The sequence below is a fragment of the Paraburkholderia sp. SEWSISQ10-3 4 genome (assembly GCF_030464785.1).
GTDB classification, from domain to species: Bacteria; Pseudomonadota; Gammaproteobacteria; order Burkholderiales; family Burkholderiaceae; genus Paraburkholderia; species Paraburkholderia aspalathi.
This window is the reverse complement of record NZ_JALPRI010000019.1, coordinates 123,701-144,984: the sequence shown is the minus strand read 5'-3', so window position 1 is coordinate 144,984 and position 21,284 is coordinate 123,701. Positions and strand designations below refer to the sequence as shown.

The window sequence follows — 21,284 nt, the reverse complement described above, 5'->3', positions numbered from 1 at the left end:
CCCGGCACCGCTTCGTTCTGCGTCGCTGCATCAGCAGCAGAGAAACGAGATTATGAAGAACTTTCGCTACGCCGTCAACAGGTTTTTCTAACTTCCTGAACCTGCCCACATCGCGCAAAGCCTTGCCACTGCTGGCTCTCCCGCTCCCCGTGCTCCGGTGTCCGAAGCACGAAAGAGCGAGATTCTAGCGAGACAAACGGCCCCTTGCAAGCGTTATTTTGACAAGCGTATTAACGATGCTTGAAAACCGGTTTGCGCTTCTCAACGAACGCGGCCATCCCTTCCTTCTGATCTTCCGTAGCGAAGAGCGAATGGAAGAGGCGTCGCTCGAAATGCACGCCCTCTGCGAGCGTCGTTTCGTATGCGCGGTTAACCGATTCCTTGATCATCATCACCGCCGGCAACGGGAATTCAGCGATGGTCGCGGCCGCAGCCACCGCCTCGTCAAGCAGCGAAGCCGCGGGAATCACCCGCGAGACCAATCCGGCACGCTCGGCCTCGGCAGCGTCCATGAAGCGGGCGGTCAAGCAGAGATCCATCGCTTTCGCCTTGGAGACTGCGCGCGGAAGCCGCTGTGTGCCGCCGGCACCCGGCATGATGCCCAGCTTGATTTCCGGCTGACCGAACTTCGCAGTGTCGGCGGCGAGAATGATGTCGCACATCATCGCCAGCTCGCAACCGCCACCAAGCGCGAAGCCCGCCACCGCAGCGATAATCGGCTTGCGGATCGAGCGCACCGTTTCCCAGTTGCGGGTGATGTAGTCGCCTTTGTAGACGTCCATATAGGTATAGGTCGCCATCATCCCGATGTCGGCTCCAGCGGCGAACGCTTTCTCGCTGCCCGTCACCACGATCGCACCAATCGCGTCGTCGGCATCGAACTCCCGTAGCGCCGCGCCCAATTCGTCCATCAACGCGTCGTTCAGTGCGTTCAACGCCTTCGGGCGATTCAATGTGACCAAACCCACCCGTCCACGCGTCTCAACCAGAATGTTCTCGTAAGCCATGCCGCCTCCTTATGCTTAATGGTGCGCAAAAAACGCTTCGCGCAGCCGTCTCAGTAATGCTACCATTAGCCAACCAACCGGTCGGTCAATTATTCGACAGGCTTTCCCCAACGTACAGCCAAGCCCCTCTGCCATGACACATCCGCTATTCACCAAGCACGAAGACACGCTGCAAAAGGCACTCACCGCGGTTGAAACGCGCGGCTACTGGAGCCCGTTCGTCGAGATGCCCAGTCCGAAAGTGTACGGGGAAACAGCAAGCGCAGACGGCGAAGCCGCATTCAAAGCGCTTCTGAACAAGACGTTCGAACTGGACCAGCCATCGACCGGAGAAACCGTCGGCGCTGAAGTCTCGCCGTTCGGCTTCCCGCTCGGCGTGCGCTATCCGAAGGCCGATCCTGATGCGTTGATCTCCGCAGCCGCCGTGGCACAGCGCGATTGGCGCGCGGCCGGCCCGCAGGCGTGGATCGGTGTGTGCCTCGAAATCCTCGCGCGAGTGAATCGCGCCAGCTTCGAAATCGGCTACAGCGTGATGCACACGACCGGCCAGGCATTCATGATGGCCTTCCAGGCTGGCGGCCCGCATGCGCAAGACCGTGCCCTCGAAGCGGTCGTGTACGCGTGGGACCAACTGCGCCGCATTCCCGCCGACGCTCACTGGGAAAAGCCGCAAGGCAAAAATCCGCCGCTTGCAATGCACAAGCGCTACACGGTCGTGCCGCGCGGCACCGGCCTCGTGCTCGGCTGCTGCACCTTCCCGACATGGAACGGCTATCCGGGCCTCTTTGCTGATCTGGCCACCGGCAACACGGTCATCGTCAAACCGCACCCGGGCGCGATTCTGCCCCTCGCGCTGACTGTACGCATCGCACGCGATGTGCTGCGCGAAGCCGGATTCGATCCGAACGTTGTTACGCTGCTGGCCACCGAACCGAACGATGGCGCGCTGGTCCAGGACCTCGCTCTGCGCCCTGAAATCAAGTTGATCGATTTCACGGGCAGCACTCAAAACGGCACCTGGCTCGAGCGCAATGCACACCAGGCTCAGGTCTACACCGAAAAAGCCGGCGTCAATCAGATCGTGATCGACTCGGTCGACGACATCAAGGCCGCCGCTCGCAATATCGCCTTCTCGCTCGCGCTGTACTCGGGACAAATGTGCACCGCGCCGCAAAACATCTATGTGCCGCGCAACGGCATCCGCACCGCTGAAGGCACGCTCGGCTTCGACGAAGTCGCTCAGGCTATCGCCGGCGCCGTGCAAAAACTGGTCGCCGATCCGGCTCGCGCCGTTGAACTGCTTGGCGCAATCCAGAACGAAGGTGTCACCCAGCGCATCGAGGAAGCCAGCAAGCTCGGCCGAGTTCTAGTAGAGAGCCAATCGCTGGAACATCCGGCTTTTGCCGGCGCCCGTGTGCGCACACCGCTCGTGCTCCAACTGGACGCTGCCACCGACCACGCGCAGTTCACCAAAGAATGGTTCGGTCCGATCTCCTTCGTGATCGCGACGGAGTCGACCGCGCAGTCGCTCGACCTTGCGGGCACAATCGCTGCAGAACATGGCGCACTGACGCTGTCGGTCTACAGCACGGACGAAACCGTACTTAGCGAAGCACATGAAGCATCGATCCGCGGCGGCGTAGCACTCTCAATCAATTTGACGGGCGGCGTATTCGTCAATCAGTCGGCGGCCTTCTCCGACTTCCACGGCACGGGCTCAAACCCGGCGGCAAATGCCGCGCTGGCCGACGCAGCCTTTGTCGCCAACCGCTTCCGCGTCGTTCAAAGTCGCATTCATGTTGAACCGAAAGCGGCGCCGGCGGTAGCTGGCTGAATGGCATAAGACAAAAGCACGGCTTTCGCCCTATGCCGTTTGGCCGAATGGACCGAGCCGTGCACCCCAACTAACATGAGACATCGGATTGGCAAGTCCCGCTAATCCGGCCCAGCAGGAATCCACATGAACGACGCCTTCATTTGCGACGCGATTCGCACCCCAATCGGCCGCTACGGCGGCGCCCTGAAGGATGTCCGTGCCGACGACCTCGGCGCAGTACCGATCAGGGCGTTGATCGAGCGCAATGCCGGTGTCGACTGGCAGGCACTCGACGACGTGATCTATGGCTGTGCCAATCAGGCCGGTGACGACAACCGTAACGTGGCTCGCATGGCGGCTTTGTTGGCCGGCTTACCCACGGCTGCGTCGGGCACAACCATCAACCGTCTGTGCGGCTCGGGTATGGATGCGGTCGGCACCTCAGCGCGCGCCATCAAGGCCGGCGAAGCGCGGCTGATGATTGCAGGCGGCGTAGAAAGCATGACGCGCGCGCCGTTCGTAATGGGCAAGGCCACCAGTGCATTTTCACGGCAGGCCGATATTTACGACACGACCATCGGCTGGCGTTTCATCAATCCGTTGATGAAGCGTCAATACGGCGTCGATTCGATGCCGGAGACTGCGGAAAACGTGGCCGTCGAGTTCGGCATAAGCCGCGCGGATCAGGACGCCTTTGCCCTGGCCAGCCAGCAAAAAGCGGCTCGCGCACAGCGCGACGGCACGCTCGCTCAGGAAATCGTCGGCGTTGAAATCGCGCAAAAGAAAGGCGACCCCGTACGCGTGACGCTCGACGAGCATCCGCGCGAAACGTCGCTCGAAAGCCTGGCCAAGCTCAAGGGCGTGGTCCGCCCCGACGGCAGCGTGACCGCAGGCAATGCATCGGGCGTGAACGACGGCGCGTGTGCACTGTTGCTCGCAAATCAGGAAGCTGCCGATCAATACGGATTGCGTCGCCGCGCACGCGTGGTGGGCATGGCAACGGCAGGCGTGGAGCCGCGCATTATGGGCATTGGCCCGGCGCCGGCCACGCAAAAACTGTTGAAGCAACTGAACATGACGCTCGAACAATTCGACGTAATCGAGTTGAACGAAGCCTTCGCGTCGCAGGGACTGGCGGTCCTACGCACGCTCGGCTTGCGCGACGACGATCCGCGTGTCAATCCGAACGGCGGAGCGATTGCGCTCGGCCACCCGCTCGGCGCTTCTGGCGCGCGCTTGATCACTACCGCGCTTTATCAGTTGGAACGAATCAACGGCCGCTTTGCGCTTTGCACGATGTGTATCGGCGTAGGCCAAGGCATTGCATTGGTAATCGAGCGGCTCTGACACTAACGCCGCCGCCCATTGCACCGCCGATCAAAGAGACTTTGAGGAGACACCCAATGTCATATGAAGCGATTCGCCTCGACATCGATACATCGAGCCGCGTGGCGACCATCACGCTGAACCGCCCGGACAAGCTCAACAGCTTTACCCGCGCGATGCACCAGGAATTGAGCGACGCACTCGGCCAGGTCGAGGCGTCCGGCGCGCGCGCGCTCGTGCTGGCCGGCGCGGGCCGCGGCTTCTGCGCAGGACAGGATCTCGCGGATCTCGACTTCACGCCAGGCGCAATGACCGATCTGGGCGAACTGATCAACGCGCATTTCAATCCGTTGATTCGCCGCCTGCAAGCACTGCCGTTGCCCGTGATTGCCGCGGTCAACGGCACGGCCGCCGGTGCCGGCGCCAATCTCGCACTGGCTTGCGATCTCGTGCTTGCCGCTCGTTCGGCCAGCTTCATTCAGGCCTTCGTGAAGATCGGTCTGGTGCCGGACTCGGGCGGCACGTGGTTCCTGCCGCAACGCGTCGGTATGGCCCGCGCCTTGGGTCTCGCCATCACCGGCGACAAACTGAGCGCGGAGAAAGCCGAAAGCTGGGGGCTGATCTGGCAAGCGGTTGACGACACCGAGCTAGCCGCCACGGCAAGCAAGCTCGCGGCCCAACTGGCGCAGCAGCCCACGCGCGCTATCGCTGCGATCAAGCAGGCAATGCGCGCCGGGGCGACGCAAACGCTGGATCAGCAACTCGATCTCGAACGCGATCTGCAACGCGAACTCGGTGCTTCGCACGATTACGCGGAAGGCGTGCAAGCGTTCGTGGAAAAACGCGCACCGCGCTTCGAGGGTCGCTGATATGTCCGCGCAACCGAACCACCCCGCTCAAATGACACCTGACGAACTCGCTCGCGCAACTGCGGCCGCCATGTACGAAAACGACGCGTGCAGCCGTGCGCTCGGTCTCGAAATCGTAGAAGTGCGCCCAGGATACGCGCGCCTGCGCATGGCCGTGCGCGACGACTTCCTCAACGGCCATCAGATTTGCCACGGCGGCCTGATTTTCACGCTCGCTGATTCGACATTCGCTTTCGCTTGCAACACGTACAACATCAACACCGTCGCAGCGGGTTGCTCGATCGAGTTCCTGCGGCCGGTGAAAGGCGGCGACGTGTTGACTGCCGAAGCGGTCGAGCAAACCTTGAGCGGCCGCACCGGCATTTACGATATTCGCGTCACGAATCGCGCAGAGGAGACCGTGGCGATGTTTCGCGGCAAATCGGCACAGATCAAAGGCAACCTGATTCCTACCGGCGATTGAACAGCAGATTGAACGGCACAGCCGCGACACGTTCGCGACCTATTGCCAGCACCTATATAGATAGTAGATAGCAGCGAGTCCCCGGTTTTTGCGCGCGAGCGCACCGCACCCCAGACCCAAGCATTGAGGCAGCAAGGAGACATTCGATGACCACCGCCCTTCCGCTCGATCCCATCGAGACAGCCAGCCGCGACGAACTCGCCGCGCTCCAACTCGAACGGCTCAAATGGTCGCTGAACCACGCTTATGAAAATTCGCCGGTGTATCGGCAAAAATTCGATGAAGCCGGCGTTCACCCGAGCGAAGTGAAGACTCTCGCGGACCTCGCGCGCTTCCCGTTCACCACCAAGAAGGATCTGCGCGACAGCTACCCTTTCGGCATGTTCGCAGTGCCGCAGGAACAGATCTCGCGGATCCACGCGTCGTCCGGAACAACGGGTAAGCCGACGGTTGTTGGCTACACCGCGCGCGATATCGATACGTGGGCGAATCTCGTCGCACGTTCGATCCGTGCCGCGGGGGCGAAGCGCGGCGACAAAGTTCACGTGAGTTACGGCTACGGTTTGTTCACAGGCGGCCTCGGCGCACACTACGGCGCGGAGCGCGCCGGGCTGACGGTGATCCCGTTCGGCGGCGGTCAGACTGAAAAGCAGGTGCAACTGATTCAGGACTTCCGGCCCGACATCATCATGGTGACGCCGAGCTATATGCTGTCGATCGCCGACGAACTCGAACGGCAAGGCATCGATCCGGCGAATTGCTCGCTGCGCCTCGGCATCTTCGGTGCGGAACCATGGACCAATGACATGCGTCAGGCGATCGAAAAGCGCATGGGCATCGACGCTGTGGATATCTACGGTCTGTCGGAAGTGATGGGACCTGGCGTCGCTTCGGAATGCGTCGAGACCAAAGATGGCCCGACCATCTGGGAAGACCATTTCTACCCCGAGATCATTGATCCCGAGACTGGCGAAGTGCTGCCGGACGGTGAGCTCGGCGAGCTGGTATTCACGTCGTTGACCAAGGAAGCGCTGCCAATCATCCGTTACCGAACGCGCGATCTGACCCGCCTCCTGCCAGGCAGCGCACGTACCATGCGCCGCATGGAAAAGATCACGGGCCGCTCGGACGACATGATGATCGTGCGCGGCGTCAACGTGTTCCCGACGCAGATCGAAGAATTGCTACTCAAGCAACACGCCCTCGCGCCGCACTATCAAATCGTGCTGACGAAGGAAGGCCCGCTCGACGTATTGACGTTGAACGTCGAGCCCTGCCCGGAATCAGCGCCGGATACTGCCGCGTTGACCACGGCAAAACAGGCGTTGACCTACGACATCAAGGCACTGATCGGCGTCAGCGCCATCGTGAACGTGCTGGGTGTGAACGGTATCGAGCGTTCGGTGGGCAAGGCACGGCGTGTGGTAGACAAACGGAAGTCGGGGCTTTAAGCGAAGCGCCGAAGGTTGATGCTTGATAACGGGGCTGATCGGCGTCGGCGCCGTTATCAAACCAGAAGCCAGAAACCAGCGATCAGGAAGATCCCGCCGGCGCGCCCCCAAACCCTCACGAATTCGGCAACAACAACCACATCCGGCCGCCCTGCTTCATCTTGCCGGCCAGATCGCCGGCGTCGTCGCCGAGACCCCAGAAGTAGTCCGCGCGCACGCCGCCTTTGATCGCGGACCCCGTGTCCTGCGCAAAGACGAGGCGGTTCATCGGCGAGTTCGTCAACGGTCGCGTGGTCTGCAAGAACACCGGCGTACCTAGCGGAATCGAAGTCGGATCCACCGCGATCGATCGCTCCGGCGTCAACGGCACGCCCAATGCACCGATCGGACCATCCGCACCGCCGCTCGGCGCACTCTCGCCGGACGGCATCTCGCGGAAGAACACGAAGCGCGGATTGGTATCGAGCAATGCGTCGACCCGCGTCGGATTCGCGCGCGCCCATGCCTTGATGCCTTGCATGGTCGCCTGCGCCGGCGTCAGTTCACCGCGATCGAGCAGCCACCGTCCAATCGACTTGTACGGTTGATTGTTCGTGCCGCCAAATCCGACCCGCATCACGCTGCCGTCTTCCATCACGACGCGCCCGGAGCCTTGCACCTGCAGGAAGAACGCTTCGATCGGATCGTCGACCCACACGAGTTCATTGCCGTTGAGCACGCCCGCACGCTCGAGTTGCGCACGCGCCGGCAGCGGCGCACCCGCGCGATAACCGGAAGGCCAGCGATACAGCGCCGTCTGATACACACCATGCCGCGTGCGCGAACCGCGCAGCAACGGCTCGTAGTAGCCGGTGACGAGGCCATCGAGCGTGCCGTCGTTATTGGCTAACTGGAAAGGCGTGAAATACGCCTCGAAAAATGCCCGTGCACTGGTGACGTCCAGATCGTCGATCTGCGAAGCCGCCGCGCATGCGCGGGCCCAGTTGGGTTGACGCGCAAGCCTCAGGCAGTTTTGCCGCAATGCGGCCGTCGCGCCGATCAGGGAATCGTCTTGCCAACCCGGCACCTGCTGCCAGGCCACGGCTGTCAGCCGCGTCGCGGCGATCTGCCCGGGTATGATCGCGGCACCCGTGGGCGGCGAAACCGAAGGCCGCACTGCACCGCCGCCTCCGCAGGAAGCCAGCATTACCGCCACCGAAAGCGCGCCGAGCCATGCTCCGGCCGTGCGGACAAAACGCATACAATGTTCGTTCTTGATGGAAACCGCCATGTCTGATCTGTTCGACGAATACCCGATGCTCATCTTCGCGCTGGAATCGCTCCTCGCGCTCTTCCTGCTCGTCTTTATCGTTGTCTGGACGTCGTCCGGCAAGAAGAAGGCCGCCCGCGCCGCCACCGATGAACAGCAAAAGCAGCAAAAATCCCAGTAAAGCTGCGCTGTAAAGCTTCTTAAAGACCGCGAGCCGCGCTCTCGGTTCAATGCAAAGTACGCGGCATCCGCAGAATGAACTCTGGTACAGGTGCGTCGAAGCGCTCGCCGTCCTCGGCAACGCAGAAATAGTCGCCACGCATCGTGCCAACGGGCGTGGCGATCACGGCCCAACTCGTATATTCGAAGTGCTCGCCCGGTTTGAGCAGCGGCTGATGCCCGACCACGCCCAGGCCTTTCACTTCCTGAACATTGTTTTCGCTGTCGGTGATCACCCAGTGACGCGCAATCAACTGCGCGGGCACCTGACCGCTGTTACGGATGGTCAGCGTGTATGCAAACGCATACTGGCGGCGCTCCGGGTCCGACTCTTCGGGCAGAAACTGCACCTGCGCCGAGACGCTGAATTCGTACTGGCTCATCCTGATTCCGGTCTGGTGAAACGGAGTGTGAAAAATCGCGGGAAGCCCCGAACACCAATGGTTTGCGGGCACATTGGCGAAGCGGCGCCTATGGTTTGGCATTCTGCTTGATGCGCGGCATGCCCGCAACCGGACAAATCCCTTTGGCCAAGGGCCGCTAAGGCGTTTTGTCACTTTCGCCATGCGTTGTCGCTGCCGGCCTCAACTCGCCCCCAAGCCGGTTCGGAAGCGTACAAACCGGTAAAATGGCGTTTTCCCGCTTGCATCCGCCCCCGCCATGACGCAATTCCGCATTGCCCCCAGCATTCTGTCCGCCGATTTCGCCCGCCTCGGCGAAGAAGTCCGCAACGTTGTCGCCGCCGGCGCCGACTGGATTCACTTCGACGTGATGGACAACCATTACGTGCCGAACCTGACAATCGGCCCACTCGTCTGCGAAGCGATCCGCCCGCACGTGGACGTGCCGATCGACGTGCACCTGATGGTGCGCCCGGTCGACCGTATCGTGCCGGACTTCGCCAAGGCCGGCGCGAACCTGATCAGCTTCCACCCGGAAGGCTCGGACCATATCGACCGCACGCTGTCGCTGATTCGCGACCACGGTTGCAAGGCGGGCCTCGTGTTCAACCCGGCCACATCGCTGAACCATCTGGACTACGTGATGGACAAGGTCGATCTGGTGCTGATCATGTCGGTGAATCCGGGCTTCGGCGGTCAATCGTTCATTCCTGAGGCGCTCGTCAAACTGCGCGAAGCGCGCAAGCGGATCGATGCCTACAAGGAAAAGACCGGCCGCGAGATTCACCTCGAAGTGGACGGCGGCGTGAAGGTCGACAACATCGCCGAAATCGCGGCGGCTGGCGCGGACACGTTCGTGGCAGGTTCGGCGATCTTCGGTGCGCCGGATCACAAGGCGGTGATCGACAAGATGCGCGCCGCACTCGCCAACATCGAGCACTGATATCCCGCACGAGAAATGACGACTCCGTTCCCTGCCCCAACCTTCACCGGCCCGCGCCTGCAAGCCGCGATCATCGACCTCGACGGCACGATGATCGATACCGCAGACGATTTCACCGCCGGCCTGAACGGCATGCTTGCGCAACTCGACGCGACGGAAACCTCGCGCGAGGAAGTGGTCGGCTACATCGGCAAGGGCTCGGAGAATCTGATTCGCCGTGTGCTGGCCGAGCGCTTCGAAACGGACCACGCACAGGACCGTTTCGACGAAGCGCTCGCGATCTATCAGGAGGAATACGCCAAGATCAACGGCGTGCACACACGGCTGTACCCCGAGGTCGAAGCCGGCCTCAGCGCCATGCGCGACGCCGGCCTCAAACTCGCGTGCGTCACCAACAAGCCGCACCGGTTCGCCGTCGAATTGCTGGAGCAATACGGGCTCAGCCAGTATTTCAGCGTCGTGCTCGGCGGCGACAGCCTGCCGAAAAAGAAGCCTGATCCGCTGCCGATGATCACCGCCGCAGCGCAACTAGGCGTCACACCGGAAACCACGGTCGCCATCGGCGATTCGGAAAACGATGCGCTGGCAGGCCGCGCGGCGGGCATGGCAACGCTGACGCTGCCGTACGGCTACAACCACGGCCGATCTGTACAAGAAATAAAATCCGATGGTATAGTTGCCTCGCTGCTCGATGCCGCCAAGGCTATCGCAGCGCACCATTCCACGACCTGAAAAGTCCCTCATCCTCATGTTTCTGAATAAAAAACGGAGTCTGATTAGCATCGACCGGGGAGCCTGGCCCTGGCGTCGCTGGTCGCGCTAACCTCGCCTGAGGTACGCTGAAGCTCGTCTTCGGCAACCGTTTTTTACTTCGCTGCGCTCACGCGTTTTTTCCATCACCTTGTTTCGCTGCATCGGTTGATTTGGCGTTCGTGTACCCGCAAAGTACATCTATGCGCTGAAATCCCTTGCATGCGTCGATGGGAAACTCGCGCCGGTCGGTATCATCGTGTCGAAACGTCGAACGAACGCCTGACCGGCTGCGTAACGCCCCGCTTTGTCCGACGCATAGTGCCGTCTGACGTACGTACAGGATCGGAACATGACCGAACTCGAATTCCAGTCCCTCGCCAACGAGGGTTTCAACCGCATTCCGCTGATCGCCGAAGCGCTCGCCGACCTCGAAACGCCGCTCTCGCTGTACCTGAAGCTTGCGCAGAGTGAACGCAACGGCGCTAACTCGTTCCTGCTGGAATCGGTGGTGGGCGGTGAGCGTTTTGGCCGCTATTCGTTCATCGGATTGCCGGCGCGCACGCTGCTGCGCACCCGCAACGGCGTATCGGAAGTCGTACGCGACGGCAAAGTCGTCGAAACGCACGAGGGCGATCCGCTCGAGTTCATCCAGCAATTCCAGGGCCGCTTCAAAGTGGCGCAGCGCCCCGGTTTGCCGCGTTTCGCTGGCGGCCTCGCGGGCTACTTCGGCTACGACGCGGTGCGCTACATCGAGAAAAAGCTCGCGCACACCGCACCGAAAGACGATCTGAATCTGCCGGACATTCAGTTGCTGCTCACCGAAGAAGTCGCGGTGATCGACAACCTCGCGGGCAAGCTCTACCTGGTGGTGTACTCCGATCCGACGCAGCCTGAGGCGTACACCAAAGCCAAGCAGCGTCTGCGTGAATTGCGTCAGCGTTTGCGCACGACCGTGCAGCCGCCGGTCACGTCGGCCAGCGTGCGCACCGAGACCTACCGCGAGTTCGCCAAAGATGATTACCTCGCCGCCGTGCGCCAGGCGAAGGAATACATCGCCGCCGGCGAGTTGATGCAGGTGCAGGTCGGCCAGCGTCTGATCAAGCCATACCGCGACAATCCGCTGTCGCTGTATCGCGCGCTGCGCTCGCTGAATCCGTCGCCCTATATGTACTTCTACAACTTCGGCGACTTCCACGTGGTCGGCGCGTCGCCGGAAATTCTGGTGCGTCAGGAAAAGCGTGGCGAAGATCGCATCGTGACGATCCGGCCGCTCGCCGGCACCCGTCCGCGCGGCAACACGCCGGAACGCGATGCCGAACTCGCCACCGAACTGCTGAACGATCCGAAGGAAATCGCCGAACACGTGATGCTGATCGACCTCGCGCGTAACGACGTGGGCCGTATTTCGCAGATCGGTTCGGTGGTCGTCACCGATCAGATGGTGATCGAGAAGTACTCGCACGTGCAGCACATCGTGAGCTCGGTCGAAGGCAAGCTGAAACCCGGCACTACCAACTTCGACGTGCTGCGCGCCACCTTCCCGGCCGGCACGTTATCCGGCGCGCCGAAGGTTCGCGCGATGGAACTGATCGACGAACTGGAGCCGGTCAAGCGTGGCCTCTACGGCGGCGCCGTCGGTTATCTGTCGTTCACCGGCGAAATGGATCTGGCGATCACGATCCGCACCGGCGTGATCGCAAACGGCAATCTGTATGTGCAGGCGGCAGCGGGTGTAGTCGCGGATTCGGTGCCGGAATCCGAATGGCAAGAGACCGAGAACAAGGCGCGCGCCGTGCTGCGCGCCGCCGAGCAGGTTCAAGACGGCCTCGATAGCGACTTCTGACCGGAGACACACCATGCTGCTTATGATCGACAACTACGACTCGTTCACCTACAACCTGGTGCAGTACTTCGGCGAACTCGGCGAAGACGTGCGCACCTATCGGAACGACGAAATCACGCTGGACGAAATTGCGAAGCTCAACCCGGAGCGCATTTGCCTGTCGCCCGGCCCGAGCAACCCGCAACATGCCGGCATCACCCTCGACGTGCTGCGCGAATTCGCCGGCAAGACGCCGATTCTGGGCGTCTGCCTCGGCCATCAGGCGATCGGCGAAGCATTCGGCGGCCGTGTGGTGCGAGCGCAAACCATCATGCACGGCAAGGTCAGCACGATCGAAACCGACTGCAAAGGCGTATTCGCCGATCTGCCGAAGCATTTCGTCGTGACGCGTTATCACTCGCTCGCGATCGAACGCGAATCACTGCCGGCTTGTCTCGAAGTGTCCGCATGGACCGAAGACGGCGAAATCATGGGCGTGCGTCACAAGGAACTGGCCGTTGAAGGCGTGCAGTTCCATCCGGAATCGATCCTGTCCGAACACGGTCACGCCTTGCTCGAAAACTTCGTGAAGCAGTCGAAGACCGCTCACCGCACCGCTTGATAAAGAGAGACGAAATCATGTCGATTACGCCCCAGGAAGCGCTGCAACGCACGATCGAGCACCGCGAAATTTTCCACGACGAAATGCTGCATCTGATGCGGCTCATCATGCGCGGCGAACTATCGCCCGTGATGTCGGCGGCGATCATTACCGGCTTGCGCGTCAAAAAAGAGACCATCGGCGAAATCACCGCCGCCGCCACGGTGATGCGTGAATTTGCCCGGCACGTCGAGGTGCAGGACAACTCAAACTTCGTCGATATCGTCGGCACCGGCGGCGACGGCTCGCACACCTTCAATATTTCCACGGCGACGATGTTCGTCTCGGCTGCGGCGGGCGCTAAAGTCGCGAAGCACGGCGGCCGCGGCGTGTCGAGCAAGTCAGGCAGCGCGGACGTGCTCGAAGCACTCGGCGTGAACATCGATCTGCAACCGGAACAGGTGGCGGCGTCGATTGCGGAAACCGGCATGGGCTTCATGTTCGCGCCGAACCATCATCCGGCCATGAAGAACATCGCGCCGGTGCGCCGCGAACTCGGCGTGCGGACCATCTTCAATATTCTTGGGCCACTGACCAACCCGGCCGGCGCGCCCAATCAACTGATGGGCGTATTCCACGGGGATCTCGTCGGTATTCAGGTGCGCGTGATGCAGCGCCTCGGCGCGAAGCACGTGCTGGTGGTGTACGGTATGGACGGTATGGACGAGGTCTCGCTCGGCGCGGCAACGCAAGTCGGCGAGCTGCGCGACGGCCAGATCCACGAGTACGAAATTCACCCGGAAGACTTTGGCATGCAGATGGTGTCGAACCGTACGTTGAAAGTAGCCGACGCGGCCGAATCCAAACTGATGCTGCTCGAAGCGCTCGACAACAAGCCGGGCGTCGCGCGTGAAATCGTCACGCTGAACGCGGGCACGGCGCTCTATTCGGCGAACGTGGCGGCTTCGATTGCGGACGGCATCCAGTTGGCCCGCGAAGCGATCGCGAGCGGCAAGGCACGCGCGAAGGTCGACGACCTGGTCCGCTTCACCCAGCAATTCAAGCAGTAATTACGTAGCGAGACACTCATGAGCGACATCCTCGACCGCATCATCTCGGTCAAACGCGAAGAAGTCCGCGCGGCTGAACAGAGCGCGCCGCTCGAAGAGCTGCGCCTCGAAGCATCCTCGCGCGACATCCGCGATTTCGTCGGCGCATTGCGCGCGAAACATGCGGCCGGCCTGGCCGCGGTGATCTCCGAAGTGAAGAAGGCAAGCCCGTCGAAAGGCGTGCTGCGCGAAAACTTCGTCCCCGCCGAAATCGCGCGTTCGTATGAGAAGCACGGTGCGGCCTGCTTGTCCGTACTCACCGACGTCCAGTTCTTCCAGGGCAGCGTGGCATATCTCGAGGAGGCGCGCGCCGCCTGCAGCCTGCCGGTGCTGCGCAAGGACTTCATCGTGGATCCGTACCAGATCGTCGAAGCCCGTGCGATGGGTGCCGACGCGATCCTGCTGATCGCGGCCGCGCTGGAAACCTCGCAGATGCAGGACCTCGAAGCGCTCGCGCATTCGTTAGGCCTCGCAGTGCTGGTCGAAGTGCATGACCACAATGAGCTGATGGAATCGCTGACGTTGAAGACGCCGCTGATCGGCATCAACAACCGCAACCTGCGCACCTTCGAAACATCGATCGAGACGACCATCGGCATGCTCGAATCGATTCCGGACGACCGCATCGTCGTCACGGAGTCGGGCATTCTGTCGCGTCAGGATGTCGAACGTCTGCGGGCGATGGACGTGCATACATTCCTCGTCGGTGAGGCGTTCATGCGCGCGGAAGAGCCGGGTGTGGAACTTGCGCGTATGTTTTTCTAAGCGCGATTTCAACATTCAGCGGACGCTGCGGAGCACACGATGGGCATGGAACGTGAAATCAAACTGGCACTGCCGGTGAGCCAGGTGGAAGCGGCGACAAAGTGGTTCGTCGCACGCACTGGCAAAGAGGGTCGCCCAATCGAATTGGCGAATATCTACTTCGATACGCCGGGGCTTGTGCTGGCTACGTCGAAAAGCGCGCTGCGTCTGCGGCATACGCCGGACGGCTGGCTGCAAACGTTCAAGACCGTGGGCAACGCGAAGGACGGGCTGCATAGCCGGCACGAGTGGGAAATGCCGGTGGCGGGCGAGAAACTCGAAATCGACGCCTTGCTGCACGCATGCGACGAACCCGCTGCCGCCGAGGCCTTGCGTCAGGCGGCGCCTGAACTGATCGAACTGTTCCGAACGAATTTCACCCGCACGTTGTGGAATGTCGAACTGGACGGCTCGAAAGTCGAAGCCGCGATCGACCAGGGCAACGTGCTCGCTGAAGTGAACGGAGAACTCCGCCGCGCGCCGATCTCCGAAGTCGAGCTCGAACTGAAGTCCGGCAACGAAGCCGCACTCAACACGCTCGCGAGCGAACTCGGCAAACAGGTCGCCGGCCTTGCACCGGACAACATTAGCAAGGCACAACGCGGGTATCAGTTGCGGGCATCTTGAGCAACAGCACGTTTGCTGCGACACTTCCCCGCCATGACCTCAGCCTCCCGCACTCGCTCCAATTCGTCGCAAGCCTCGTTGTTCGGCGACGCCTCTGCCACGCCGGTCAGTACAAGTGCTCAGCCGGAGCCGACACCCACAGCCGCCGGCTCGCCGCCGCCAACGCTCGAAGCCCAATTTGCCGCCCTGCCTCCGGCCTGGCGCGCACACCTCACACCGTTCATCGAAAGCGACGCCTACGCGCCCTTGTGCCGTTTCGTCGACGGTGAACGCGCGGCCGGCAAAACCGTCTACCCCGCAGACGTCTTCCGTGCCCTACGCCTCACCAGCCCCGACGAAGTCAAAGTCGTGATCCTCGGCCAGGATCCGTATCACGGTGAAGACCGCGGCACGCCGCAAGCACACGGACTGGCGTTTTCAGTCGCGCCGAACGTACGCACGCCGCCGTCGCTGCGCAACATCTTCAAGGAGATCGCCGCGAGCCTCGGCCACGAGCCGCCGCGTCATGGCTGCCTCGATACATGGGCCAAACAGGGCGTGCTGCTATTGAACACGGTGCTGACCGTCGAGCGCGATTCGGCCGCTAGTCACGCGAAACGCGGCTGGGAGAAATGTACCGATACGCTGATCCACGAACTGGCCATGCGCCATGACGGCCTCGTGTTCATGCTGTGGGGCGCGCATGCGCAAGCCAAACGCGCGTTGCTTGGCGGCAAGTCGCATTACGTGCTGGAAGCGCCGCATCCGTCGCCGCTGTCGGCGCATCGCGGCTTTCTCGGCTGCGGGCACTTTGCGTCGGCCAACGACTATCTCGTGAAGCACGGCCGCGAACCAATCGACTGGCGCTTGCCCGACGAAGCGCAGATGCTGGCCTAACGCCCGTCGCGCGAAGCACTCCGACACCGGCCACCCAAGACCACTACCGCAAAAACAAAAACGCCACGGAATTCACACCCCGTGGCGTTTTTCATTCCACCGCGCCGCGATCACGCCGCGCGGGACAAACCTCAAACCTTACGCAGCGGCGATCGCTTCACGCGCGCCAGCCAATGCGGCGGTAGCAGCGTCCGGACCCATGTTCAGGCCTTCGGCGTAGATGAAGTTCACGTCGGTCATGCCGAGGAAGCCGAGGAAGCTCTTCAGGTACGGCGTTTGGCTGTCGTTCGGCGTGCCCAGATACTTGCCGCCGCGTGCCGAAACCACGTGGACCTTCTTACCCTTCACGAGACCTTCCGGACCGTTCGCCGTATATTGGAACGTGATGCCGGCGCGTGCGATGAAGTCGAAGTACGTCTTCAGTTGCGACGAGATGCCGAAGTTGTACATCGGTGCGCCGATCACGATGATGTCGGCGGCTTGCAGTTCGGCGATCAGCGCTTCGCTGCGCGCAGCGATCGCGGCTTGTTCCGGCGTGCGTTGGTCAGCCGGCGTGAAGAACGCGCCGAGGACGGCGTCGTCCAGGTGCGGCAGCGGTTCAGCTTGCAGGTTGCGGACGACGACTTGCGCGCCCGAATTCGATTGTTGCAGCTTTGCGGTCAGCTCGTTGACGAGAAGCGTCGAGTTCGCGCCTTGCGAGCGGGCTGCCGAGTTAATTTGCAGGATCGTGGTCATGGTTGACTCCAGTAGGGGCGCGCAGTTTTGCGCGAGTGGAGCCATTGTGATTTTTTACCTGCCCGGGAAAAAGCCATCCGGCAGCGAAGGATTGTTGCACCAGTAGAACAATCCCCCGCCCTGAACCACCGATTAAGGGCTGTCCGGATTACGATCAGCTTGCCAGCCAACGCTCCCGCGCCTTGCGCGTGACCGGCCGTTTATCGGTGACGGTCAGCTTGTAGCGCGCCACGTCCGGCCCGTCCAGCTTGACTTGCGCGATGCGCAGCTCGTCGCGGCGGAAGGCGTGGACTTCGACCTTCGCGCCCGGCAGATAGCGCGACAGCAGCGAATCAAGATTCGAGCCGGTGACGCGCAGACCGTCGAGTGCGATCAGCACATCGCCCGCCGAGAGGCCGGCCTTCTGCGCCGCGCTGCCGTCGTGAACGGCCGCCAGCGTGCAATCCGCCCCGCCGCGCACACGCGCGCCGAGTGACGGCTTACCATTCTTCTCGAGTTCGGGAGCAAGCGTGACGCCAAAAGGCGCGAGCAGCGTGTCGAGGGGCAGATCGCCTGTACCGTAGACGGCCTCAGTGAACAACTCGCCCAGCTGCACGCCGGTCGCTTCAGCAAAAATCGCCTCGACTTCGCTTTCTTCGACACCAACGGGCTTGCCGCGGTAGAAGTCGCGCCCAAAGCGCTGCCATAGCAGACGCATCACGTCGTCGAGCGATTTGCGGTTGTCAGTCTGCGCACGAATCGTCAGATCGAATGCAAGCGCGACGAGCGAACCCTTGGTGTAATAGCTGACGATCGCGTTCGGCGCGTTTTCGTCCTGCCGATAGTATTTGACCCAGGCGTCGAACGAGCTTTCGGCCACCGTTTGCTTCAGACGGCCGCTGCCACGCTGCACGCCACCAACTACCTTGCCGAGCAAGCCGAAATAGTCGTCCTGCGAGATCAGGCCGCTGCGCACCAGGATCAGATCGTCGTAGTAAGAGGTGAAGCCTTCGAACAGCCACAGCAGCGACGTGTAGTTTTCGACGCTCAGGTCGTACGGCGCGAACACGGCCGGCTTGATACGCTTCACGTTCCAGGTGTGGAAGTATTCGTGGCTGCACAGTCCGAGGTAGGTCCGGTAGCCCTCGCTGGGCGCGTCGCGCCCTTCCACCGGCAGATCGCCGCGGTTGCAGATCAACGCCGTCGAGGCGCGATGCTCCAGTCCGCCATAACCATCGGTGACGGCCTGCGTCATGAACACGTAGCGATCCATCGGCGCTTTCTTCGACTTCGGCTCGAACAGCGCGATCTGCGTTTCGCAGATACGCTTCAGATCGGCGGACAGACGGGCCATATCGAGGCCGATCACGCGACCCGCGATCACGATGTCGTGCGGCACACCGTGCGCCTTGAAGGTCGCAAGTGCGAATTCGCCCAACGTCACCGGATGATCGATCAACTCATCGTAGTTATGCGTGCGATATTCGCCGAAGCCATAACGCTTCGTGCCCCGTGCCTCCGGCAAAGCAGTGGCGACACGCCAATCACGATACGCCGCGCCTTCCGGCTTCTGGATATCGACCAGGCACTGTGCGTCTTCGTGACCGAGCGGCGACAGAAATACGCTGGTGCCGTTGAAAAAGCCCGTCGTGTCGTCCAGATGCGCGGCGCGCACCGACAGATCCCATGCATACACCTCGTAGCGCAGCGTCAACGCGCCTTTGACGGGCGCGGCCTGCCACGTGTGCTTGTCGGTCTTTTCGACGCGCACCTTGCGGCCCGCTTCATTGGTGGCCCGCAACGTGACGATATTGCGCGCGAACTCGCGCACCATATAGCTGCCCGGAATCCACACCGGCAGCATGAAACGCTGGCCGGCCGGATCGGGATCGGCGACGGTCACGGTGACTTCGAACAGGTGGGCGGCGGGTTGCTTCGGAACGATGGTGTAGCGGATCGGCTTCATCGGCGGCGACTAGAAGTGTTCTGGCGGGGAGGTTCGGGCTTGATGTGAAAGGAGGCGCACTGCGCGCCTCCTTTCTTCGACTGGTGCTGCGTGCTCAGTGCACGGCGGACATTTCCCTGTCCAGCCGGTCGGCCGGCACGGCGCCGGGCAGGCGGCGGCCGTCGGCGAGGAACACGGTCGGCGTACCGTCGACGTTCATCGCGCGGCCGAGCGCCAGGTTCTTGTCGATCGCGGCGGTGTCGCAGGTGCCGGCTGCCGTAGGCGCCTGATGATCCTGCATCCACGATTCCCACGCCTTCGCGCGGTCAGTCGAGCACCAGATCGACTTCGACTTGGCAGTCGAATCCGGCGACAGCACCGGGTACAGGAAGGTGTAGACCGTGACGTTATCGATCGACTTGAGCGAGGTCTCGAGCTGCTTGCAGTACGGGCAGTTCGGGTCGGAGAACACGGCGATCTTGCGCGCGCCGTTGCCCTTCACGACCTTCACCGCGTTCGCGAACGGCAGGCTCGCGAAGTCGATGCGGTTGGTTTCCGCCAAACGCGCTTCCGTCAGATTCTTGCGGGTCTTCGCGTCGACCAGGTCGCCGAGCATGAGGTAATCACCGTTCGCATCGCTATAGATGATCTGCGTGCCGAGATTCACTTCATAGATGCCGGCAATCGGCGACTTCGTCACGCTCTTGATCGTCACGTCAGTCAGACGTGTTTGCAGGGTGGCTTTGAGCTTATCGGTGGCCTGGTCGGCCTGTGCGGAGCAGCCGATTGCGACGGCAGCGATCGCGAGCACGGCGGCCGCGACGCGGAAGGATTTTTTCATGCTGAATTCCTGGAGTTCAATCGCGCGCGAGGCGCGTTTTTTTGGGGCGTTTCTGGTCTGACCAGAATGGCGTCCGTCCGTTCATGATACCCGTCTCGCCGGCCGGGTATGCCGGCTCGGGCGCATTACCCCATTAGCCGAGCGCGGCTGATACCAGCCAGCGCTTGATGAACGGCTGCGCGCCGACAAACGCCATGCCGGTATTGCGCAGCACCTTGGCAAACGGACCGGGCGCGGAGAAGAGCTTTTGCAGGCCGTCCGTGGCAATCATCAGTGCGCGGATGTCTTCGCGGCGGGAGCGTTCGTAACGGCGCAGCAACACCATGTCGCCGAGATCACGGAACGCTTCCTTGCCGGCGACCGTTTCGGCAAGCGCCGCGACATCGCGCAAACCGAGGTTCATGCCCTGGCCCGCCAACGGGTGAATCAGATGCGCGGCATCGCCAACCAGCGCGACGTGCGGCGCCACGAGCTTATCGACGGTTTGCAGCGCGAGCGGGAAGCCTTGCGCGGGCGTCACGCATTCCAGCGCGCCGAACTGCTCGCCCGTCACGCGCTCGACTTCAGCCGCGAGTTGCGCCGGATCGAGCGCGAGCAGTTGCTCGGCGTGCTCGGTGCGCGCCGACCAGACCAGCGACACGTGGCCGTCCGGCATCGGCAGCAGCGCGATGATTTCGCCGTCTTTGAACCATTGGTAAGCGGTTTCGCTATGCGGCTTTTCGGCCTTGAAATTCGCGACCACGCCGGTTTGCTTGTAGTCGCGCCGATCCATCTTCGAGCCGATCTGCGCGCGTACCCACGAATGCGCACCGTCCGCGCCGACCACCAGATCGGCCTCGAGCACGTTGCCGTTGGCAAGACCGACGCTTGCGCCGTCGGCGGTAAAGTCCAGCGCCTGTGCGCGCGTGTCGATCCAGGTGAGATTCGGCTGGAAACGCAGCGCGGCATCCAGCGCACGCTCGATCACTGACGATTCGACGATCCACGCCAATTGCGGCACGGACGCCTGAAATGCGGAAAAGTGGAGTTCGGCATGCGCATCGCCATAGACACGCATGTCGTAGACGGGTCCGAGCTTGGACAGATCGAGCGCCTGCCAGACCCGCAAGCGCTCCAGCAAAGCCTGCGAACTCGACGACAGCGCGTAGACCCGCGAGTCGAACGTGGCGCCGGCCTCCGGCGCCGCGCAGGGTTGCGCGAGCAGCGCCACGCGCAGTCCGCCTTGCGTCAGCGCCAGCGCCGCGGTCTTGCCGACGAGCCCGCCACCGATCACGGCGGCATCAAAGGTCTGGTGGTGTGCGTTCATCCGCGCATTATAGCCGCGGGGGTTGCGGGGGACGGATCGAGCGCCCCGCTCTACCGCAGGCAGATCAAGAACCCCATCCGAACGGGTTACAATTGCGCTTTCCGTGACAAAACTCGCCCAGAATCGTCGAGGCAACGCCCCG

The 21,284-nt window shown here is 62.1% G+C and carries 21 protein-coding genes; 14 read left to right on the top strand and 7 right to left on the bottom strand.

Features of this window, described 5'->3' with window-relative positions:
• Positions 1–230: 230 nt before the first annotated feature.
• On the bottom strand, positions 231–1,007 hold the full coding sequence (locus tag M0D68_RS28055; RefSeq protein WP_093643561.1) for an enoyl-CoA hydratase: 777 nt from the start codon (positions 1,005–1,007) through the stop codon (positions 231–233).
• Between the two features lie 133 nt (positions 1,008–1,140).
• Here M0D68_RS28055 and paaN point away from each other — a divergent pair, with 133 nt between their 5' ends.
• From paaN to paaK, 5 genes are all read left to right on the top strand, one after another.
• A complete protein-coding gene (gene paaN / locus M0D68_RS28050; RefSeq protein ID WP_266225982.1) occupies positions 1,141–2,841 on the top strand; it encodes a phenylacetic acid degradation protein PaaN in 1,701 nt (566 codons plus the stop codon).
• 126 nt (positions 2,842–2,967) lie between these two features.
• Positions 2,968–4,170, top strand: a complete 1,203-nt coding sequence (gene pcaF, locus M0D68_RS28045; RefSeq protein WP_200621436.1) for a 3-oxoadipyl-CoA thiolase — start codon at positions 2,968–2,970, stop codon at positions 4,168–4,170.
• Positions 4,171–4,226: 56 nt separating this feature from the next.
• Positions 4,227–5,018 carry a 2-(1,2-epoxy-1,2-dihydrophenyl)acetyl-CoA isomerase PaaG gene (gene paaG / locus M0D68_RS28040; RefSeq protein WP_200621437.1) on the top strand — a complete coding sequence of 264 codons (792 nt, stop codon included), beginning with the start codon at positions 4,227–4,229 and terminating at the stop codon, positions 5,016–5,018.
• A gap of 1 nt (position 5,019) precedes the next feature.
• Entirely contained in the window at positions 5,020–5,481 is a 462-nt protein-coding gene (gene paaI / locus M0D68_RS28035; protein WP_054036751.1) for a hydroxyphenylacetyl-CoA thioesterase PaaI, read from the top strand.
• Between the two features lie 146 nt (positions 5,482–5,627).
• Positions 5,628–6,932 carry a phenylacetate--CoA ligase PaaK gene (gene paaK / locus M0D68_RS28030; RefSeq protein WP_093643552.1) on the top strand — a complete coding sequence of 435 codons (1,305 nt, stop codon included), beginning with the start codon at positions 5,628–5,630 and terminating at the stop codon, positions 6,930–6,932.
• A gap of 115 nt (positions 6,933–7,047) precedes the next feature.
• Here the strand turns inward: paaK and M0D68_RS28025 are convergent, their stop codons facing one another.
• On the bottom strand, positions 7,048–8,172 hold the full coding sequence (locus M0D68_RS28025) for a murein transglycosylase A (RefSeq protein WP_054036778.1): 1,125 nt from the start codon (positions 8,170–8,172) through the stop codon (positions 7,048–7,050).
• 28 nt (positions 8,173–8,200) lie between these two features.
• On the opposite strand from M0D68_RS28025, the gene M0D68_RS28020 reads away from it, so the two are divergent.
• The gene (locus tag M0D68_RS28020; RefSeq protein ID WP_200621438.1) at positions 8,201–8,362 is read left to right on the top strand and encodes a hypothetical protein; all 162 of its coding nucleotides are present in this window, start codon (positions 8,201–8,203) and stop codon (positions 8,360–8,362) included.
• Positions 8,363–8,408: 46 nt separating this feature from the next.
• Here the strand turns inward: M0D68_RS28020 and apaG are convergent, their stop codons facing one another.
• Complete coding sequence (gene apaG / locus M0D68_RS28015; RefSeq protein WP_054036748.1) at positions 8,409–8,783, bottom strand: Co2+/Mg2+ efflux protein ApaG; 375 nt, start codon at positions 8,781–8,783, stop codon at positions 8,409–8,411.
• Positions 8,784–9,060: 277 nt separating this feature from the next.
• On the opposite strand from apaG, the gene rpe reads away from it, so the two are divergent.
• The 8 genes from rpe to M0D68_RS27975 all read left to right on the top strand — a co-directional run bounded on the left by rpe (position 9,061) and on the right by M0D68_RS27975 (position 16,336).
• Positions 9,061–9,744, top strand: a complete 684-nt coding sequence (rpe, locus tag M0D68_RS28010; RefSeq protein ID WP_028199698.1) for a ribulose-phosphate 3-epimerase — start codon at positions 9,061–9,063, stop codon at positions 9,742–9,744.
• Positions 9,745–9,759: 15 nt separating this feature from the next.
• Complete coding sequence (locus M0D68_RS28005; protein WP_093643545.1) at positions 9,760–10,476, top strand: phosphoglycolate phosphatase; 717 nt, start codon at positions 9,760–9,762, stop codon at positions 10,474–10,476.
• Between the two features lie 370 nt (positions 10,477–10,846).
• Positions 10,847–12,340 carry an anthranilate synthase component I gene (gene trpE, locus M0D68_RS28000; RefSeq protein ID WP_054036746.1) on the top strand — a complete coding sequence of 498 codons (1,494 nt, stop codon included), beginning with the start codon at positions 10,847–10,849 and terminating at the stop codon, positions 12,338–12,340.
• A gap of 13 nt (positions 12,341–12,353) precedes the next feature.
• Entirely contained in the window at positions 12,354–12,941 is a 588-nt protein-coding gene (locus tag M0D68_RS27995; RefSeq protein ID WP_200621439.1) for an aminodeoxychorismate/anthranilate synthase component II, read from the top strand.
• 17 nt (positions 12,942–12,958) lie between these two features.
• Positions 12,959–13,990, top strand: a complete 1,032-nt coding sequence (trpD, locus tag M0D68_RS27990) for an anthranilate phosphoribosyltransferase (RefSeq protein WP_054036695.1) — start codon at positions 12,959–12,961, stop codon at positions 13,988–13,990.
• 18 nt (positions 13,991–14,008) lie between these two features.
• On the top strand, positions 14,009–14,794 hold the full coding sequence (gene trpC / locus M0D68_RS27985) for an indole-3-glycerol phosphate synthase TrpC (RefSeq protein WP_093643542.1): 786 nt from the start codon (positions 14,009–14,011) through the stop codon (positions 14,792–14,794).
• Between the two features lie 39 nt (positions 14,795–14,833).
• Complete coding sequence (locus M0D68_RS27980; RefSeq protein WP_200621440.1) at positions 14,834–15,460, top strand: CYTH domain-containing protein; 627 nt, start codon at positions 14,834–14,836, stop codon at positions 15,458–15,460.
• Between the two features lie 33 nt (positions 15,461–15,493).
• Complete coding sequence (locus M0D68_RS27975) at positions 15,494–16,336, top strand: uracil-DNA glycosylase (protein ID WP_093643538.1); 843 nt, start codon at positions 15,494–15,496, stop codon at positions 16,334–16,336.
• Between the two features lie 138 nt (positions 16,337–16,474).
• Here M0D68_RS27975 and M0D68_RS27970 read toward each other — a convergent pair whose 3' ends face one another.
• From M0D68_RS27970 to M0D68_RS27955, 4 genes are all read right to left on the bottom strand, one after another.
• On the bottom strand, positions 16,475–17,071 hold the full coding sequence (locus M0D68_RS27970; protein WP_054036687.1) for an FMN-dependent NADH-azoreductase: 597 nt from the start codon (positions 17,069–17,071) through the stop codon (positions 16,475–16,477).
• Positions 17,072–17,225: 154 nt separating this feature from the next.
• The gene (locus M0D68_RS27965; protein WP_266225979.1) at positions 17,226–19,016 is read right to left on the bottom strand and encodes a M61 family metallopeptidase; all 1,791 of its coding nucleotides are present in this window, start codon (positions 19,014–19,016) and stop codon (positions 17,226–17,228) included.
• A 94-nt stretch (positions 19,017–19,110) separates the two neighbouring features.
• Entirely contained in the window at positions 19,111–19,836 is a 726-nt protein-coding gene (locus tag M0D68_RS27960; protein WP_200621442.1) for a DsbC family protein, read from the bottom strand.
• A gap of 133 nt (positions 19,837–19,969) precedes the next feature.
• On the bottom strand, positions 19,970–21,142 hold the full coding sequence (locus M0D68_RS27955) for a UbiH/UbiF family hydroxylase (RefSeq protein ID WP_200621443.1): 1,173 nt from the start codon (positions 21,140–21,142) through the stop codon (positions 19,970–19,972).
• Positions 21,143–21,284 lie beyond the last annotated feature (142 nt).

Coding starts and splice junctions, on each gene's coding strand:
- M0D68_RS28055 (WP_093643561.1), bottom strand. CDS start 1,007: ATGGCTTACGAGAACATTCTGGTTGAGACGCGTGGACGGGTGGGTTTG.
- paaN (WP_266225982.1), top strand. CDS start 1,141: ATGACACATCCGCTATTCACCAAGCACGAAGACACGCTGCAAAAGGCA.
- pcaF (WP_200621436.1), top strand. CDS start 2,968: ATGAACGACGCCTTCATTTGCGACGCGATTCGCACCCCAATCGGCCGC.
- paaG (WP_200621437.1), top strand. CDS start 4,227: ATGTCATATGAAGCGATTCGCCTCGACATCGATACATCGAGCCGCGTG.
- paaI (WP_054036751.1), top strand. CDS start 5,020: ATGTCCGCGCAACCGAACCACCCCGCTCAAATGACACCTGACGAACTC.
- paaK (WP_093643552.1), top strand. CDS start 5,628: ATGACCACCGCCCTTCCGCTCGATCCCATCGAGACAGCCAGCCGCGAC.
- M0D68_RS28025 (WP_054036778.1), bottom strand. CDS start 8,172: ATGCGTTTTGTCCGCACGGCCGGAGCATGGCTCGGCGCGCTTTCGGTG.
- M0D68_RS28020 (WP_200621438.1), top strand. CDS start 8,201: ATGTCTGATCTGTTCGACGAATACCCGATGCTCATCTTCGCGCTGGAA.
- apaG (WP_054036748.1), bottom strand. CDS start 8,783: ATGAGCCAGTACGAATTCAGCGTCTCGGCGCAGGTGCAGTTTCTGCCC.
- rpe (WP_028199698.1), top strand. CDS start 9,061: ATGACGCAATTCCGCATTGCCCCCAGCATTCTGTCCGCCGATTTCGCC.
- M0D68_RS28005 (WP_093643545.1), top strand. CDS start 9,760: ATGACGACTCCGTTCCCTGCCCCAACCTTCACCGGCCCGCGCCTGCAA.
- trpE (WP_054036746.1), top strand. CDS start 10,847: ATGACCGAACTCGAATTCCAGTCCCTCGCCAACGAGGGTTTCAACCGC.
- M0D68_RS27995 (WP_200621439.1), top strand. CDS start 12,354: ATGCTGCTTATGATCGACAACTACGACTCGTTCACCTACAACCTGGTG.
- trpD (WP_054036695.1), top strand. CDS start 12,959: ATGTCGATTACGCCCCAGGAAGCGCTGCAACGCACGATCGAGCACCGC.
- trpC (WP_093643542.1), top strand. CDS start 14,009: ATGAGCGACATCCTCGACCGCATCATCTCGGTCAAACGCGAAGAAGTC.
- M0D68_RS27980 (WP_200621440.1), top strand. CDS start 14,834: ATGGGCATGGAACGTGAAATCAAACTGGCACTGCCGGTGAGCCAGGTG.
- M0D68_RS27975 (WP_093643538.1), top strand. CDS start 15,494: ATGACCTCAGCCTCCCGCACTCGCTCCAATTCGTCGCAAGCCTCGTTG.
- M0D68_RS27970 (WP_054036687.1), bottom strand. CDS start 17,071: ATGACCACGATCCTGCAAATTAACTCGGCAGCCCGCTCGCAAGGCGCG.
- M0D68_RS27965 (WP_266225979.1), bottom strand. CDS start 19,016: ATGAAGCCGATCCGCTACACCATCGTTCCGAAGCAACCCGCCGCCCAC.
- M0D68_RS27960 (WP_200621442.1), bottom strand. CDS start 19,836: ATGAAAAAATCCTTCCGCGTCGCGGCCGCCGTGCTCGCGATCGCTGCC.
- M0D68_RS27955 (WP_200621443.1), bottom strand. CDS start 21,142: ATGAACGCACACCACCAGACCTTTGATGCCGCCGTGATCGGTGGCGGG.